Genomic DNA, 17,411 nt, shown 5'->3' with positions numbered 1-17,411 from the left:
ATCCATATTTGAACAAGGAGGGTTACAACTGCGTTTGCTGTGCCCCCAACAATCCTGTAGGATTGCATCTTGAGTTTTGGGAAGAGGGTGAGGATGTGCTTACCATCTGGAATCCCGGCGAGAATTACCAGGGTTGGATCAATACCCTGCATGGCGGAATCATCAGTATGCTGATGGATGAAGTGGCAGGCTGGGTCATCAACCGCAAACTGCAGACTACGGGTGTGACGATGCAGCTTAACGTGAAGTACAAGAAGCCTGTGATGACCACCGATTCGCAGATTACGGTGCGTGGTCACATCGCCAGTCAGCGCCGCAATATTGTTACCATCCACCTGACTTTGGAAAACTCCAAAGGCGAGGTTTGTGATGAGGGAGAAGCCATCTACTTTACCTTCGGTCCTGATAAAGCCAAGGAGATGGGGTTCGACTGCTGCAAGGTAGAAGGGGAGGAATAACTCTCCCCACTTGTTTGTAATGCTGGAGTCTTTCTTGAAGTTTTGAAAGTTCTTGAAGTTGATCATGCTCTGTCTGCGTTTAAGAGTTCCTTGAATCACAATTCCCCAGAAAGCCGTTTCCTGCCCATTTTGTGGTCTTCATTGATGACCGGTGCCTGCCATCTATTAAGACCAGCCTCGGTCTTCATAGATGACCGACTTTGTGCACAAGAAGACTGTTCTTTCGATTGCCGGTGCAAAGATACAAAAAATCTAAGCAGAAAGCAAGCTTTTTTCCGTAGAATGTTGGAAAATAGTGTGTAAGTGGTTGATTTTTAAGAATATAAGTATTTGCGATTTTTACATCTGATTGCAAAAGTCGCCTTGATTCGCTTTTGATGATTGAAAAACGGGGAAATGTGGATGGTGTCATTAAGGGTCAGTGTCATTAAGGGTCATTAAGGTTTTCGGGGGCGCAAATATCTCTATAGTATAATAATAAATATATATATTTATATTATACTATGGCTCTAAATGACATTTGCTTTTTCTTAATGACCCTTAATGACACTGACCCTTAATGACACGATAGAGCTTCTGAAAGCTATTCTGGAAGAATGTAGTATTGATTGTATCGTATTGATAATCAGTTTGATAGTTATTGATTGAACTGTTTCGTTTCCCTCGTTTAATGTTATTAAAACGCACAGAATCTCCTTCGCTCTATCCCAGTTTTCTTGCTCTTTTTACTAGAATCTTGACAAAATATATCAAGAAATTCCTTATTTTCCCCCTTTCATTCTGCCTTTTCCCCCTCTTATATTTGCCTTCTGAAGGGGTGAAAAGTGCCATCTGAGCCACTTTTTCTTGCTTCTAAGAGCATTTTTCTCCTCCTTTCTCTACAAAAAACTAATCCAGCCTTTCTTGCCATTTTTGCTTGGGTAATGTGAATTTCTGTTGACAATGGAGTCTGATTATTTAGGGGATAAGGTCATTAAGGTCAAGGTCATTATCGGTCATTAAGGTTTTCCAATCCATTAAAAGTCCTTTACGATTTGCCATTAAAAACGCCTATACTAAAAAGGGTATTTTATGGGGTAAAATCCATGTTTTATAAGGCTAAACCCCAGCTTTTTTCGGAAAAGTGTAGTTTTTAACTATTGATTTTTTCGGAAAAGTGTAGTTTTTAACTATTGATTTTATAGGAAAAGTGTGTTTTTATTTGGTTATTTCGTAGGAAAAGTGTATATTTGCACCGTTGAAATCATAGGAAAAGTGTAATTATGCTGTATAGAAAGATAGAAAAATATATCGTAAGTCATTTACAATCAGGGTCTGATAAGATTCTGATTGTTGATGGTGCACGCCAAATCGGAAAGTCGTACATCATCCGTGAAATCGGAAAGAAGCTTTTTCCAAACTATATTGAGGTGAATATGGAGACAGATAAGCTTGGTGATCGGACTTTTGCTAATGCCAGGACGGTGGATGATTTCTATTTGGCTTTGAGTGCGGTGGCAGGTGATAGGATGAAGGAAAAGAATAACACCTTGGTGTTTATTGATGAGATTCAGGCCTACGACCACCTGCTTACTTTGCTCAAGTTTCTGCGCGAAGATAATAAGTTTACTTATATCGCCAGCGGCTCGTTGCTGGGTGTTACGCTCAAGACTACCTCTTCTGTTCCTTTGGGCAGTATCATCATCCGCCACATGTATCCGTTGGACTTTGAGGAGTTCTTGATAGCAAACGGAATCGGCCAACTGGTGCTTGATACGATTCGCAAGAAGTTTGCGGCAAGGGAGTCGATGCCGGAAGCCATTCACAACAAACTGCTTGATTTGTTCAAGAAGTATCTGCTGGTTGGAGGATTGCCAGATGCGGTCAACGAATTTCTGGCAACCAAGAATATTACGACCATTCGTACCATTCAGAATGAAATCCATCATCTATATGGAGTGGATGCGGCTCGTTATGAGGAGATGCATAATCGCCTGAAGATTCAGCGCATCTACAGTATGATTCCTTCTAACTTGGAAAACAAGAAGAAGCGTGTGGTGGTGAAGGACATAGAGGATAAGAAGGGAAAGCGAATGAGTGATTACGTAGAGGAATTCGACTATCTGATTTCTTCGGGCATTACCTTGGAAGTGAAGGCCATCAGCAAGCCTAGTTTCCCGCTGATAGAGAATAGTGGCAAGAATCTGCTGAAGCTTTATATGAACGATGTGGGTATTCTGACCAGCATTTTCTTTGGCACCAACATCAAGGCGGTGATGGATGATGTGGCAAGCATCAACCTGGGTTCCGTTTATGAGACGGTGGTGGCACAGGAGTTGAAGGCGCATGGCTTCAATCTTTATTATTACGACAACAAGAAGACGGGTGAGGTGGATTATCTGATAGATGACATGGAGCATCTTTCTGTTCTTCCGTTGGAAATCAAGTCGGGTAAGGATTATCAGGTGCATAGTGCCTTGGATAAATTCTTGCAGATCAAGGAATACAACATCCAGCAAGCCTTCGTGCTCTCGAATGCCCAGCAGGTGGAGGTGAAGGATGGAATAACTTATCTGCCTATTTATTATATAATGTGTATAGAGCCGAAGGAGGCGGAAGATACAATATTTTAGAAAGATAATTCCTTATAGGAAATAGATTCTCCAAAAAATGTTGTATATTTGCAGTTGATTTTGAGTGTATTGATATTGCTATCAAATAAAAAGCATTGTTGATATTCGAAGAGATAATAGAAAAGAAAAAATATGATTACAAAAGATAATATACAAAAAGTCCTTTTGGATTTGAAGTTTTTTTCAAATCATGGTGTCTATACCAGACATTTTGGCTCGGCTGACGAAGGCTTTGATTTGGAATATAACTATAATACTGGTAAATTCAATTATCCGGTAGGATTACAGGCTGATAGAAATACAACGCAAGAAGATTATCAGAAAGAAAGTTATGTTGTATTTGTTTGTGTTGCCCAATTGTTTGAGCGTGGTTATCTTCCTCAACATATCAAGTTGGAGGGAAGAAATTATGCTGGTACAGACACGGGATACTGTGATATTCTTGTAAGCGATAATAATGGTGAGCCATATCTTATTGTTGAATGTAAAAAGGCAGATATTGATAAGAAAGAGGATGAGTTTCGTAAACATTGGGCAAGGACTATGCGTGATGGTGACCAATTGTTTCGTTATTTCAATACTTATCGTAAAGCCCAATATCTTTGTATGTATGCGGCGGATTATCCAGAATACAGCAAGAAAGGGAAAAAAATAAATCGTCTTGAGATCAACTATCATATTATTTCTTTGGTTGATAATGAGGAATATCTGCAGACGGATAATAAGCTCCATAGTTTCCAGGAAATGCGAGAACAGCAAGGCGGAAGTGAAGACTTTTTTAATGTTTGGAAGCAGACGTATAAACAGGATTATACAACTCGTGGTTTGTTTGAAGAAGGTATTGATGCTTTCAACATAGGAAAGAAGAGTTATGGCATAAATGATTTGAAGACTATTGATGAATACTCGTTGGATAAGAAATACAATGAGTTTGCATTAATATTGCGTAAACATACCATTTCGAGTCATGAGAATGCTTTTGATAAATTGGTGAATCTTTTCCTGGCGAAAATCATAGATGAGCGTTATCATTCTAATGAACTTCAGTTACTTTGGAAGGGTGCGGCTTATGATGATTATTTCTCGTTGCAAGACCGTTTGATCAATTTGTATAAACGAGGAATGAAGGAGTTCTTCGATGACGAGGTGGCTTCGGTAGAAAATGCAGAAATAGAAAATGCGTTTAAATTTCTTACATCTAAAGCTGATGAGGCAAGGGATACGATTAAAAGGTATTTCCGTAAATTGAAATATTTCAATAACAACCCTTTTGCCTTCCTCGATGTGCATAACGAGCAGTTGTTCTATAAGAATGCTGTCATATTGAAGGATACTATCAGTATGTTGCAGGATATTTATTTGACTAAAAATACGGATAATCAGTTTTTGGGAGACCTTTTCGAGGGTTTCCTTAATCGTGGTGTGCACCAAAGTGAAGGTCAGTTTTTTACTCCAATTCCTATAGTTCGTTTTTTGGTTTCGTCTTTGCCTCTTCGTCAAATTCTAGAAGGTGGTGAGATTCCTAAAGTTATCGATTATGCTTGTGGAGCGGGACATTTCTTGACAGAGTATGCTCGTCAGATCAAACCGATTGTTGAGGAAATGGCTCATCTTGAAAATATATATGACAAGAGAGCTAAAGAAGAAAGGCTTATTTCTGCGCTTCGTGAATATTATGAGCAGATAGTGGGTATAGAAAAGGATTATCGTCTTTCAAAGGTAAGTCAGGTTGCTGCATTTATGTATGGTATGGATGGTATTCATATCCATTATGGAGATGGATTGCAAGAAATGTCGGGTATTCAAGATCATACTTTTAGCGTATTGGTGGCTAACCCTCCATATTCTGTATCTGGCTTTTTGGAAACATTGCCAGAGGAGGATAGAGAACGATATACATTGAACAATTATATTAGCAATATAGAGAAGAATAACTCTATAGAGACATTCTTTATCGAGCGTGCTGCCCAACTCTTGAAGTCGGGTGGTGTGGCTGCTATTGTCCTGCCGTCAAGTATTTTGACGAAAGGTGGACTCTATATGCGAACACGTGAACTTCTCTTGAAAAACTTCGATATTGTTTCTATTTGTAGCCTTGGACCAAATACATTTGGTCAAACCAATACAAGTACGATAGTATTGTTCTTGCGCAGAAAAGCTTTGGAGCCAGATTTGTCTAAACATTTACTCAACCGCATTACGGAATGGTTTGTGGGTAATATGGTAGATAATGGTGCATATAAAGATTCTCAAAACTTGGATGCTTATATCAAACACATGGGATATAAGCACGATGATTATATCCAGTTGTTGAAAGGTGAATTAACGGATGGCTTCATGGATTCTGATATGGCAAAGGAATACGTGAAAGCTCTAAATATCAAAAAACAAGGAAAGAATACAGCTTCAACAGCTTTAGCTGCTGAAGCAAAGAAAGTACGTGACGAAGCCCAGAAGTTTGTAAAGAGCCGTGCTTATGTGGCATTGACTCCTGCAGAGAAATTGTTGGAGGAGAAACGTTTTACTCTTAAATTCATTCGCGAAATAGAGAAAGAAAAGCTTTATTTCTATATGCTTGCTGCCTTGAATCCGCAGCCAGTATTGGTGGTACAAAGCCCATCTGACAAATCTTTAGAAAAGAAGTTCTTGGGATATGAATGGAGTAATCGAAAAGGGGCAGAAGGTATTCATTATCTGAATACAGGAAAAATCAAGGATTCTTCCTCTGATGATGAAGCAGCTGATGATGATACTATAGAGCAGATTAAAGGAATAGAAGGTATTATGACCCCATTGTTTGCGCCTCTAAATCTGGACGATGAAAGTAAAATTAATGCTTTGATTCGTAATAATTATTGTGGGGTAGATAATTCTCTGTTAGATGAGTATGTGGATGTTGCTTCAGAATATGACTTAGTGGACTTGTTGGATTTTTCTCGTGTGAATTTTGATAAGACAATAAAGACTGTTGCAACACTATCTTATCCGGAAATAGAAACAAAGTATCCCAAGGAAAAGTTAGGAAAAATAGCTCCATATTCAAGTGTTAAAATAGCATTGTCTGGTATAGATGTTAAGACTTATATCTCTACAGAAAATATTCTTCAAAATTGTTCGGGTGTAAAGCCATATGTAGGAATGCCTAACATAGATAAGATAACAGAGTATCACAAAAATGATATTTTAGTATCTAATATCCGTCCTTATTTGAAGAAAATTTGGTTGGCAGAGTATGATGGTGGTTGTTCAAATGATGTATTGGTATTTAGAAATGAAAGAGTAAATGAAATATTGAATGACTACCTGTTTGAGGTATTATCAAGTGATATTTTCTTTGAATATATGATGGTTGGAAAAACTGGAATAAAAATGCCACGTGGTGATAAACGAAGTATTCCTAATTTTGAGGTTCCACTTCCTCCAATGAATATTCAAAAGAAAATCGCAGAGGAATGTGAGAAGATCGATCAAAAATTCAAGCAACAACAGTTAGAGTTGGATTCTTTGAATAATCGTGTGGAATCGATTTTTGATGAAGTTACAGGTAGAAGCCAAAAGTTGGAGAAACTATGTTCGGCAATCAATCCGTCGAAAGCGGATGTGAAATCTATAGAGGCTTCAACAATGGTCTCTTTTGTCGAAATGTCATCTGTAAGCAATGATGGATATATTGAGCAAAAAATAGATAAACCATTGGCTGATGTTCGTAAAGGCAGCTATACATATTTTGCTGAAGGTGATATTATTATTGCTAAGATAACTCCGTGTATGGAGAATGGTAAGTGTGCGCTTGCAACAGGTTTGACAAATGGCATTGGTTTTGGTAGTTCTGAGTTTCATGTGTTGAGAGTGAACGATAAACTTATCAATAATGTTTATCTCTTTGCTTACCTAAATAGAAAAGAAATTCGAGAAAGGGCTGCTGCTGTAATGACTGGCGCAAGTGGTCACAGAAGAGTGCCGATTACATTCTATGAGGAGTTGGAAATACCTGTTCCTTCTATGGATGAACAATTGAGAATAGTTGCTGAGTATCAGAAAAATATTTCAGCGATAATGGATTTAAGAGAATCTATGTCCAATGCCTCCTCTGCCAAGCAAGCCATCTTGGACAAATATTTAAAGTAACGAAACAATGAACAAAGAGAATATTGGTTACGTTTATATCCTCACCAATCCGAGCTTTCGCGAGGATTGGGTGAAGATAGGTAAGAGTTCCCGACCTGTGGATGTCCGATCGAAGGAACTTGATAATACGGCTGTGCCTCTACCTTTCGAAATCTTTGCAACCATGAAGACTGCAAAGTATAATGAGGTGGAGAAGTTGGTGCATAAAACGATAGATCGTTTGACGGATTTGCGTATCCGGCAGAACCGAGAGTTCTTCAATGTCGCTCCACAAATAGCCCTGGATATCTTCAAAGATATTGCTCAAACCATAGATGATGCGGTGGTTACGGAGTATGAGGATAATAAGCCTAAGGTTTCTAACGAGCCAAAAGTGCAGAAGGTAGTGGAGAAAACTCATAAACGACCACGTTTTAAGTTTAGTATGGTTGGTATTAAAATAGGTGAGATGGTTACTTTTGTTCCAACTGGCATTGAGGTTAGAGTGGCAAGTGACGATACGGTGGAGTATCAGAACAGAATCTACAAACTCTCTCCTTTTGTAGGAACTTTCTTGCCGATAGAGAAACAAACTCCTTCTGGCGCATATCAAGGAGCTAAGTACTTTTCCTATAAAGGCAGGGTACTTGAAGAATTGAGAAAAGAGAAAGAACTTTAGTTAAAATATATAAAAGCGACTTCTTGATTTAAATGACAACGCCCTTTGAAGAAGGTGTTGATTCTGGTAAGGGCACAAAAAAAGGCAGGTTCCAAATTGCTTTGGAATCTGCCTCCATCATTTATGGGAGATGATTATTTGACTTCGATGTTCTTTGTAGTCTTAGCCTCCTCCTTAGGAGTAAGCTTTGGAATCTCGACCTCGAGTATACCATCAGCTACCTTAGCTGAAATCTTCTCACGATCAGCATCCTCAGGCAGCGTATAACACTGCTGGTAGTTGCTGTAAGAGAATTCGCGGCGCAGATAGTGCTCGTGCTTGTCTTCATCCTTGTGTTCCATCTTGTTCTCGATGGCGATGTTTAGATTACCATCGTTATCGATGTTTACGCGAACCCACTCTTTCTTCAAGCCAGGGGCTGCAACCTCCATAGTGTATTCCTTGTCACTCTCCTTGATGTTAGTGGCAGGAGCTGTAGCATTCATACGTGGTGTTGCCTCAGTATCAAAGAATACATCATCAAAGATGTTACTCAACCAATCTGAATTATTATTTCTACGTGCTAACAACATAATTAAAACCTCCAATTTTATTTTACTCATCCTCTCGGTTCCCTGCGGTCCCGTCGGGATTTCTGTTTGTTAATATTCTTGTTATTTCTTTTGCTTCCGCCTCGAAACTCCGTCGTTCTTTCGAACTCCTTCATCTTTTAGCTTCAGCTTTCACTCTCTGTTTTTGCAACTTATGTGCCAGCGGACTGAAAGTGGTAAAGTTGGCATGAAAGGATAAATATTTTAAACTTTTCTGCCAGATGATGCGGTTATCTCAATAAAAAAGTGTAACTTTGTCACCAACTTAAAAATCAATGCATAAACTGAATAAATAATATAAGATCAATGAAGAAACAACTATTTTCTATGGCGATGCTGATGGCGATGTCGCTTTCTGCCAGCGCACAGCAGCTTCTTCCTTATCAGAATCCGAACCTTTCTGCTGAGGCTAGAGCCAACGATTTGCTTTCCCGTCTTACCCTGGAAGAGAAGACGAAGTTGATGATGGATACTTCGCCAGCCATAGCCCGATTAGGCATTCCGCAGTTTCAATGGTGGAACGAGGCGCTGCATGGAGTGGGAAGAAACGGATTCGTTACCGTTTTTCCTATCACGATGCACATGGCGGCTTCGTGGGACGATACCTTATTATATAAGGTGTTTACTGCCGTGAGCGATGAGGCGAGAGCCAAGGCGCAGGAGGCGAAGAAGAGCGGCAACATCAAGCGCTACCAGAGTCTGAGCTTTTGGACTCCGAACATCAATATCTTTCGCGACCCACGATGGGGACGTGGACAGGAAACTTATGGAGAAGATCCTTATCTGACTACAAGAATGGGACTTGCCGTGGTGAATGGTTTACAAGGACAAACCTTTGATGGCAAACCGATGTCGGCTCCGGGAGTTCTGGCTACGGCTTCCTCTCAGACTCCCCAATACGTCAAGCTCCTAGCTTGTGCCAAGCATTTTGCCGTGCATAGCGGTCCGGAATGGAACAGGCACAGTTTCAATGTAGAGAATTTGCCTGAGCGTGATTTGTGGGAGACTTATCTGCCCGCCTTCAAATCGCTGGTGCAGGATGGAAATGTGGCTGAGGTGATGTGTGCCTATCAGCGCATTGACGGAGCGCCTTGTTGCAGCAATGCCCGATATGAGCGTCAGATTCTTCGTGATGAATGGGGATTCAAGGGACTGATAACTTCCGATTGCGGAGCCATCAACGACTTCTATGTGCCAGGCCGACATGGTACGGCGAAGACTCCGGCTGAGGCTACGGCGCAGGCGATTGGTGCCGGAACCGATGTGGAATGCGGAAGCGTTTACCGTTCGCTTCCTGAGGCAGTGAAGACGGAAATGATCAGCGAGGAAAAGGTGAACGAGAGTTTGAAGCGCCTGCTGGAAGCCCGTTTCCGTCTGGGTGATTTCGATAAGGACGAGAACGTGCCTTGGACTCAGATTCCTTCTTCCGTCATCGCCAGTGAACCACATAAGAAATTGGCGGAGAAAATGGCAGAAGAGGGCATCGTGCTTCTTCAGAACCGGAACAATCTCCTGCCGCTGAAAGCATCAGGAATGAAGATGGTGGTGATGGGACCTAACGCCAACGATTCCATCATGCAGTGGGGTAACTATTCGGGTTATCCAACTTCTACCACAACCATTCTGCAGGGCATCAGAAAATATGTGAACGACGCCAAGTATATTCCTGCCTGCACGTTGACCAGAAATGAGGTTTCAGAGAGCCGGTTCAATCTCCTGACTTCAGCCGATGGCAGCAAGGGCATGAAGGCTACTTATTGGAACAATGCAGAGATGAAGGGCGAGCCGGTGGCTACAGCCGTGATGACTTCGCCTATCAACCAGAGCAATGGCGGAAATACCGTCTTTGCACCGGGGGTGAATCTTACCAATTTCTCAGCCCGATACGAGGGGGTCTTCACTCCTGAACAGGATGAGACCTTGAATATCAGAATGGGATGCGATGACGGTTACCGGCTCATCATTGATGGAGATACGGTGGCGAATGTTTGGAAGGGTCGTGCCCGTGTGCAGATGCTCAACAAACCAATCTCCGTAAAGGCAGGAAAGCCGATGAAGATTCAGGTGGATTATTTCCAGAAAACCGATATGGCGGTGATGCAGTTTGACATCGTGAAGAACTATACGCCAACCGAGACTCAGCTTCTGACTGAGGTAGGCGATGCTGACGTTGTGGTATTTGTAGGCGGTATTTCTCCTAGTCTTGAGGGTGAGGAGATGAAGGTTTCCGAGCCGGGATTCAAAGGTGGCGACAGAACTGATATCGAGTTGCCTCAGGCTCAGCGCAAGGTGATGGAGATGTTGCATCGGGCAGGCAAGCGAGTGGTGTTCATCAACTGTTCGGGCAGTGCCATCGCCATGGTTCCTGAAACCGAAAATGCGGAGTCTATTCTTCAGGCTTGGTATCCGGGCGAACGGGGTGGCGAAGCCGTGGCAAAGGTTCTCTTTGGCGAGGTAAATCCATCGGGCAAGCTTCCGGTAACCTTCTATAAGAGTGTGAATGATCTCCCTGATTTCCTCGATTATACGATGAAGAATCGCACCTACCGTTATTTCAAGGGCGAGGCTCTCTTCCCATTCGGTCATGGATTGAGCTATACATCTTATGAATATGGAAAGCCGGCTTTGAAGAAAGTGAAGAATGAAGAACGAAAAGTGAAGAATTCTTCGGCTTATTCCTTGAGTTTCTCTTTACAGAATAAAGGCAATAGGGAAGGAACGGAAGTGGCGCAGGTTTACATCCGTAGAATGGATGATGCTGAGGGCCCTATCAAGACCTTGAAAGCCTTCAAGCGCATTACTTTGAAAGCGGGCGAAAAGCAGCAGGTAACCATCAGTCTGCCTCGCCAGAGTTTCGAGGGTTGGGATTCCCAGACCAATACCATGCGTGTGGTTCCCGGCAAATATCAGATTTTCGTAGGTGGTTCGAGTGCTGAGGCTGCGAAGAATGTGATAGAAGTGAAAGTGAAATAAAATAATGATATGAAAAGAGAAAGCTCGCCAGGACTTTGATAGTCTTGGCGAGCTTTTCAGCTTTTATTTCCCAAATCTGGAAGTATCTACTTCTTCATGCTGCTTGGCCTTGTAGTCGCCGAAACGATAGGTGAGGGAGAGGCCGATGATTCTGCCAAAGTACATTTTGTTGATGACGTGCTGCCCTCGGTAGGTGTCGTGCAGATGGTTGTCGCCCGTCTCGAAGATGTCGTTGCAGTAGGCTTTCAGCTGGAGCTTGTCGTCCTTGAGAGGCTTCCAGGTGAGGGCTGCGTTGAGGTAGCCTGAAGCTGGGATGTCGATGATTCCCTGGATGGCGTCGGTATGAACGGAAGCATCGAGGTTGAGAAGCACATGCTTGCCAAAGAGAAAAGTGCCGTTCCACTGGGCTTGACAGAACCATTTGCTGCGGTCGAATGGAAGATCATAGAAGTGGGAATTCTTGTCGTTCTGATAAACGCCAGTGAAAGTAAGGCGATTCTGCCACCAGTTGCCTATGTTGATTGGGGCTGTGAGCATCAAGCCTACTTGGTTTACATGGTCGAAGTTGACATGCTTGTATTCCATCTCCTTCTTCTTGTCGCTCTGGTAAGGAAGCTGACGAAATTCATCTTTCGAGTTGTTGAAGAAGAGACTTGCCACGTATCTGCTGTGCAGAATGTAGGTAAGCGAGAGGCTGAGCTCTCGTGAAGGCTTCAACGTCGGGTTTCCTACAATCTTTCCATATCCGCCCGCATTATAGGTGGTGAAGTTCTTCACCGACCAATAAGTAGGGTAGTCTCTGTCGCAATCCAAGTCGAATTGGATGACGTGTCCTGCCTTTGGAAGATAGGTGATGGAGAGTGTAGGGAAGAGATTCCACTCATCCCAGATTGGGGTGTGATAATATTCTTCCATGAGCGATGCTTCCATCGTGAGTTTTTGTCCGAATGACTTGCTGGCTCCGATGTAGAAACACATTTGGTTTTCGTTTTGAATGGTGTTGTCATCAGAAGACTTGTTGTTGTTCTCCTGCGAGCTCTTGTCTCTTGATGTGGTGTAATTGATGCCGTAGTTCAAGCCCCAGTCTTTTCCTAAGTCGTGCTCCTGCTTGAGGTAAGCGTGCCATTTGTCGATTCGCTGCTGGCTTGTGATGTCGTAAATCTCATCGTAGAGACTGCTTTTCAGCCATTGTTCATCCGGTGAATTATAATAGGTGTATTCTGCTCCTGCCGAGAAACCGAATGGTGTGGAGTAATCTAGGCGGAAATTGTGAAACTGACTCTTTGCATGGATTCTGAGAAGGGATGTGAAATCGCCATCATCCTCTGAAGTTCCTCTCGTGTTATTGAGTTGTGAGGTGTAGGCAAAGCTGAGCTGATGATTCTTCGCCAGATGATAGTTGATTCCCAGTCGGATGTTATGATTGAGATGGCGTTTGTTGTTGTCGCTATGTGTAGAGAAGGCATAGGAAGTGCCATCCGTCAAGGTGTGGGCAAACTCATTTTCATAATAATAATATCTCTTGCCATGACCGAAGGAATAGAGCATGTCTATTTCCCATTTCTTGTTGGTGAAGAGCAGGGAGGCGCGCTCTGTGTAACTGTTGCGGTTCTGGTGTGTGTAGCCGCCGAAGAACTCACCTTGCAGGGAGTGAAAGCCTGTGTTGTGCTTCAGCAGGAGGTTGATGACCTGTCCCTTTACCTGATAGCGGGCTGGGGCAGAATAGATGACTTCGGCGTTGGCGATACGGCTGGTAGGAATCGTTTTCAGAAGCGAATAGAGTTGTTCGCTGGTCATGGTGGAAGTTTTGCCGTCTATCATCACGGTTACGGATTGAGCGTTGAGGGTCAAGGCGTCATCTTGTTCGCTCACGCCAGGCAGTTGCTTGATGGCTTCATAGGCATTATCCACTGGATGGTTTTTGATGAGTTGAGGCAGGTCATAGTTCAATGCCGCTCCTTTCACCTTTACGATAGGTCGGTTGCCTTTTACCATCACATCGGGGAGGGAATGGATGATGCTGTCCATTCTCAGGGAATCATTTCTGTTGTCTTGTGCCCAGCCGGCAAGACTGATGGCCAGGCAAGCGTTTAATATAACCAATTTTTTCATAATCTTCTTATCGTTTTATCTTTTTATCGTTCTTTCGGAAGAAACCCTCCCGATTTCGGTTGCAAAAGTACTGTAAAAATCTCGTGTCAGCAAGGATTTATGATTATCAAGTCTTATCAGAAGTGTTATTTAGTCTTATCAAAATGAAAATATTTCTCCTTAAAGAATCAATATATCTTATTTTTTATTACTTTTGCAAGCATGAAAGAGAAACGAAGAATATTCATATTGGCAGTTGTGGCTTGCTTTTGTCCTTTGGTAATGCAAGCACAGGAAGTGAAGAGTGTTTCCTTGGATTCCATTCCGAAAGCATCTTTGCCTAAGGAAGGTATGTCGTTGGAATATTCTCGTCCTTCGCTCGGTGGATTTCCTGTACTTCAAGGCAAATCTTATTACTCTGAATCGAATGCACCTTGGATGTCGGAAGAAGGAAAACCATTGGAGATTGCGCCGAATGCAATACCTCATTTTTCTCTTCCTTCCCCGAATTTGGGTACGATGGTGGTATATTCTTCGGGTATTGAAGTCCCAGGACTGATGAACAAGCAGACTGCAGGGGTCGTTTATCAACAAAATTTCGGGCGTTTTGTTTTTTCTCCTTATGTCGGGATAGAAAAGATAAACACGGGAGTATATGGATTCGGCAATCTCACCAAAGCTTCTTTTGGTGGAAGAATGGCTTATCAGGTAAACGACTGGCTCACAGTTGGATTCTATGGACAATATGTTCCAACAAAAACCTCTGACCCTCGAAGCGTCATCATTTCTCCTTTCAATCCCAAAAGCAACTATGGTGGCTTCATGGAAGTGATGTTCAATCAACATTGGGGGGTAGGTGCCAAGATGGGACGAGAGTTTGCGCCACAAAAGAATGGTAAATGGGGATGGAAGAATACCACGGAGTTTTATCCGATTTTCAGAAAATGAGTATTGGATTCATCTGGAAAAATCTTTAATAAAGGGAAGAATGAAGTTATATCTTAAATACATAGTTACGCTCGTCATCACGGCTCTGGTCTGCATCTTCGCTTATCAGACCTATTGGCTCGTGGGGCTTTATCAGTCTCAGGAAAAGGAGGTTGAAGCAAAAATCAAAGGTGGAATGGAGTACGCTCACTTCATGGAGATGAAGAAGCGAATTGAACGGTTGCGCAATGATGATAAAGGACCTCATGGACAACTGACGGGTTCTGTTGCTTTTTCTATGGATGAAGACGATGATATTGATCAGAAGGTGAAGGTTAAAAAGGTTCGTGGAGGAAAGGTAGTTCAGTCTGTTCAAACAACTTTTACCAAGCACGAGAAGCGTAGTGAAGATGACAAGGATCAGGAATTGATGATGATGATGTCGGGCAAACTGGCAACTATGGTGCAACAGGCACTGTTTGGCAAATTGAATGAAATCGCCAAACCAGACATCAATGATTATGACAGCGCATGGGTTGCCAAGATGCTTTCAGACAGTTTGTTGGTGAGTGACAATGCTCATCCGCTTCCACATCAGATTCAGCTTTTTGCAGGAAAGAAGGTTCTGGCGAAAGTGACGACGAAGGGGTATGAGCCTTCCGCCAATGCCAAGCAATACCAATATGTGGTTTGCAATGAGGGGGAGGCGAATGAGGAGAAATATGTCCTCACCCTAGAGCCGCTTACGATGACTGTGCTCAGCCAGATGGCAGGCATTCTTGCCACATCGCTCTTCATCATGCTCATCCTGGCTTTCGTCTTCTGGTTCCTGGTTCATACGATGCTCAAGCAGAAAACGCTTGACGAGATGAAGAGTGATTTCACCAATAATATCACGCACGAATTGAAGACTCCGATAGCCGTAGCCTACGCAGCCACCGACTCCCTGCTGAACTACGGAATGCTCCAGCATCCTGATAAGGCGCGAAAGTATCTCACCATCGCCCAGGAGCAGTTGCAGACGCTCAGCGGATTGGTGGAACAGATTCTGTCGATGAGTATGGAACGACGGAAATCGATGCTGCTCAATATCGTAGAAGTTCCAGTGAAGGAGGTGATAGAACCATTAATATCCCAGCATCAGCTGAAAGTGAAATCAGGAGATAGAACGGATAAAAAGGTGAATATTTCGTTGTCCGTAGAACCTGAAAATCTGGTGGTTCATGTCGACCGGATGCATTTCTCAAACATCGTGAGCAATCTCATAGACAATGCCATCAAGTATTCTGAAGATAGCGTGAAGATAGAAATCAAGGCTTTCCAAAAAGCCGAGGATGAAGTGCTGGTTTCCGTATCAGATAATGGAATCGGTATAGCCCATGATAAATTGCCTTATATTTTCGACAAGTTCTATCGGGTGACGGATGGCAATAAATATATGGTCAAGGGCTATGGTCTCGGGCTTTTCTATGTCAAGAGCCTGATGGAGAAAATGGGCGGTTCTGTTTCCGTAGAAAGCGAACTGGGAAAAGGAAGCAGCTTCATCCTGCATTTTTCCCAGCGATTCCATCGCTGGTCCCCCAAGTCTTAATCTTAAAAGTAAAAAGGAAGCAATGAATAAGATAAAAGTATTACTGGTAGAAGACGAAGCATCTTTGGCGATGATTCTGAGCGACACCTTGGAGGCGCAGGGCTTCGAGATGCGCACGGCGCATGATGGCGAAGAAGGGCTTCGTATGTTTGATGAACAGAAGCCTGATGTGCTGGTTGCGGATGTGATGATGCCCAAGATGGATGGTTTCGAGATGGTGCGCCGTATCCGCAAGACGGATTCCCGTACTCCTGTGCTTTTCCTCACGGCTCGTTCGGCGGTGAATGATGTGGTAGAGGGATTTGAATTGGGTGGCAATGATTATCTGAAGAAGCCGTTTGCTATCCAGGAACTCATCGTCCGCATCAAGTCGCTTTGTCATCGGGCTTCCGTAGGAAATATTTCTTCTGAAGAACAGGAAGGGGGGAATGTTTCTCCAGATAATCCGGATGCTGCTGATCAATGGCTTTCCATCGGTCGTTATCGCCTGAATGTTACCAGTCAGATTCTGCAGTTGGATGGTAAGGATACAGAACTGTCACATCGTGAATCAGAAATCCTTCGCATGCTTGTGGAGAGCAAGAACAATGTGGTAGAGAGCAAGGATATTCTTCTGAAACTATGGGGCGATGATAGCTTCTTCAATTCCCGCAGTCTCCATGTTTTCATCACCAAGCTCCGCCACAAGTTATCTGCCGATGAAAATATCAGAATCATCAATGTGAGGGGAATTGGGTATAAAATGATTTGCTAGAATATTGTAAAAGTACTATTTTTCCTCGCCATCAACAAGCGCATCGAATGCTTCTTTGAAGTATTTGTCGAACCATTCGGCTGGGTGGTCTGTAATCTGGTGTTTGCCTGATTTCTCTATGTGAATGGCTACAATGTCGCCAAAATCGGAAGTGCCATCAATGAAAAGAATGTTTTCGAAAAGTGGTAGAGAGGCTCTAACTCGTTTAATGCCTTCCGTGAAGTTATATTCTATAACGTCTTGGTTTACATTATGACCGCCCAATATATGGCGTTGGTCAACACGAGTGGAGGAGTCGATAATATGAGACAGACCAAAATATATCAAACAAATCTTATAGTTGGCATTTTTGAAATCTTTGATAAGATTGATTGGCAAATCTGAAGAGAAATTAGTTTCAAAGGCGTAATTTTTCTTTAATAGAATAGCTTCGTCTTTCTCTTTCATTAGTGTGGAGATAACGGTTCCTTCTACCCACGAATCTTTCCAGTCTGGATGTTCCTTACGAAGTTTCATGGCAAGTTGATCTCCATCAAATGCTTTTACACTTGAATAGAATGGGCCAAGTTTGCTTTTTCCTGCTCCGTTTGGCCCTGCTATAATGGTGAATTCTAGTCGTCGTGTCATAG

General features: G+C 42.7%; 11 protein-coding genes. 8 read left to right on the top strand and 3 right to left on the bottom strand.

The window, feature by feature from the left end; translation table 11 throughout:
- The 4 genes from ACWJAO_RS04280 to ACWJAO_RS04265 form a co-directional block, all read left to right on the top strand.
- A partial coding sequence (locus tag ACWJAO_RS04280) for a PaaI family thioesterase (RefSeq protein WP_449139377.1) occupies positions 1 to 458 on the top strand: 458 nt, incomplete at its 5' end.
- A 1,262-nt stretch (positions 459 to 1,720) separates the two neighbouring features.
- A complete protein-coding gene (locus ACWJAO_RS04275) occupies positions 1,721 to 3,070 on the top strand; it encodes an ATP-binding protein (RefSeq protein WP_449139376.1) in 1,350 nt (449 codons plus the stop codon).
- 132 nt (positions 3,071 to 3,202) lie between these two features.
- Positions 3,203 to 7,198, top strand: coding sequence for an N-6 DNA methylase (locus tag ACWJAO_RS04270; protein ID WP_449139375.1), 3,996 nt, complete (start codon positions 3,203 to 3,205; stop codon positions 7,196 to 7,198).
- Between the two features lie 7 nt (positions 7,199 to 7,205).
- The gene (locus ACWJAO_RS04265; protein WP_449139374.1) at positions 7,206 to 7,856 is read left to right on the top strand and encodes a GIY-YIG nuclease family protein; all 651 of its coding nucleotides are present in this window, start codon (positions 7,206 to 7,208) and stop codon (positions 7,854 to 7,856) included.
- Between the two features lie 134 nt (positions 7,857 to 7,990).
- Here ACWJAO_RS04265 and ACWJAO_RS04260 read toward each other — a convergent pair whose 3' ends face one another.
- Entirely contained in the window at positions 7,991 to 8,428 is a 438-nt protein-coding gene (locus tag ACWJAO_RS04260) for an Hsp20/alpha crystallin family protein (protein WP_449139373.1), read from the bottom strand.
- A 324-nt stretch (positions 8,429 to 8,752) separates the two neighbouring features.
- Here ACWJAO_RS04260 and xyl3A point away from each other — a divergent pair, with 324 nt between their 5' ends.
- The gene (xyl3A, locus tag ACWJAO_RS04255; protein ID WP_449139372.1) at positions 8,753 to 11,419 is read left to right on the top strand and encodes a xylan 1,4-beta-xylosidase; all 2,667 of its coding nucleotides are present in this window, start codon (positions 8,753 to 8,755) and stop codon (positions 11,417 to 11,419) included.
- Between the two features lie 63 nt (positions 11,420 to 11,482).
- Here the strand turns inward: xyl3A and ACWJAO_RS04250 are convergent, their stop codons facing one another.
- Positions 11,483 to 13,531 (bottom strand): outer membrane beta-barrel protein, encoded by a 2,049-nt coding sequence (locus ACWJAO_RS04250; RefSeq protein WP_449139371.1) that lies wholly within the window; start codon positions 13,529 to 13,531, stop codon positions 11,483 to 11,485.
- 201 nt (positions 13,532 to 13,732) lie between these two features.
- Here ACWJAO_RS04250 and ACWJAO_RS04245 point away from each other — a divergent pair, with 201 nt between their 5' ends.
- The 3 genes from ACWJAO_RS04245 to ACWJAO_RS04235 are packed head-to-tail and all read left to right on the top strand — an operon-like array spanning position 13,733 to position 16,782.
- Positions 13,733 to 14,458: a hypothetical protein gene (locus ACWJAO_RS04245; RefSeq protein WP_449139370.1), complete on the top strand. Its 726-nt coding sequence runs from the start codon at positions 13,733 to 13,735 to the stop codon at positions 14,456 to 14,458.
- 40 nt (positions 14,459 to 14,498) lie between these two features.
- The gene (locus tag ACWJAO_RS04240) at positions 14,499 to 16,028 is read left to right on the top strand and encodes a sensor histidine kinase (protein WP_449139369.1); all 1,530 of its coding nucleotides are present in this window, start codon (positions 14,499 to 14,501) and stop codon (positions 16,026 to 16,028) included.
- A gap of 22 nt (positions 16,029 to 16,050) precedes the next feature.
- Positions 16,051 to 16,782 carry a response regulator transcription factor gene (locus ACWJAO_RS04235; RefSeq protein WP_449139368.1) on the top strand — a complete coding sequence of 244 codons (732 nt, stop codon included), beginning with the start codon at positions 16,051 to 16,053 and terminating at the stop codon, positions 16,780 to 16,782.
- 15 nt (positions 16,783 to 16,797) lie between these two features.
- Here the strand turns inward: ACWJAO_RS04235 and ACWJAO_RS04230 are convergent, their stop codons facing one another.
- On the bottom strand, positions 16,798 to 17,409 hold the full coding sequence (locus ACWJAO_RS04230) for a hypothetical protein (protein ID WP_449139367.1): 612 nt from the start codon (positions 17,407 to 17,409) through the stop codon (positions 16,798 to 16,800).
- Between the last annotated feature and the right edge of the window lie 2 nt (positions 17,410 to 17,411).

It is taken from the genome of Segatella sp., assembly GCF_977051555.1.
Note: the sequence above shows the minus strand (reverse complement) of the source record. Positions and strands in the feature narration are given on the sequence as shown.

Excerpts from the sequence above, each read along its gene's own strand:
- ACWJAO_RS04275 (WP_449139376.1), top strand. The coding sequence starts at position 1,721 with ATGCTGTATAGAAAGATAGAAAAATATATCGTAAGTCATTTACAATCA.
- ACWJAO_RS04270 (WP_449139375.1), top strand. The coding sequence starts at position 3,203 with ATGATTACAAAAGATAATATACAAAAAGTCCTTTTGGATTTGAAGTTT.
- ACWJAO_RS04265 (WP_449139374.1), top strand. The coding sequence starts at position 7,206 with ATGAACAAAGAGAATATTGGTTACGTTTATATCCTCACCAATCCGAGC.
- ACWJAO_RS04260 (WP_449139373.1), bottom strand. The coding sequence starts at position 8,428 with ATGTTGTTAGCACGTAGAAATAATAATTCAGATTGGTTGAGTAACATC.
- xyl3A (WP_449139372.1), top strand. The coding sequence starts at position 8,753 with ATGAAGAAACAACTATTTTCTATGGCGATGCTGATGGCGATGTCGCTT.
- ACWJAO_RS04250 (WP_449139371.1), bottom strand. The coding sequence starts at position 13,531 with ATGAAAAAATTGGTTATATTAAACGCTTGCCTGGCCATCAGTCTTGCC.
- ACWJAO_RS04245 (WP_449139370.1), top strand. The coding sequence starts at position 13,733 with ATGAAAGAGAAACGAAGAATATTCATATTGGCAGTTGTGGCTTGCTTT.
- ACWJAO_RS04240 (WP_449139369.1), top strand. The coding sequence starts at position 14,499 with ATGAAGTTATATCTTAAATACATAGTTACGCTCGTCATCACGGCTCTG.
- ACWJAO_RS04235 (WP_449139368.1), top strand. The coding sequence starts at position 16,051 with ATGAATAAGATAAAAGTATTACTGGTAGAAGACGAAGCATCTTTGGCG.
- ACWJAO_RS04230 (WP_449139367.1), bottom strand. The coding sequence starts at position 17,409 with ATGACACGACGACTAGAATTCACCATTATAGCAGGGCCAAACGGAGCA.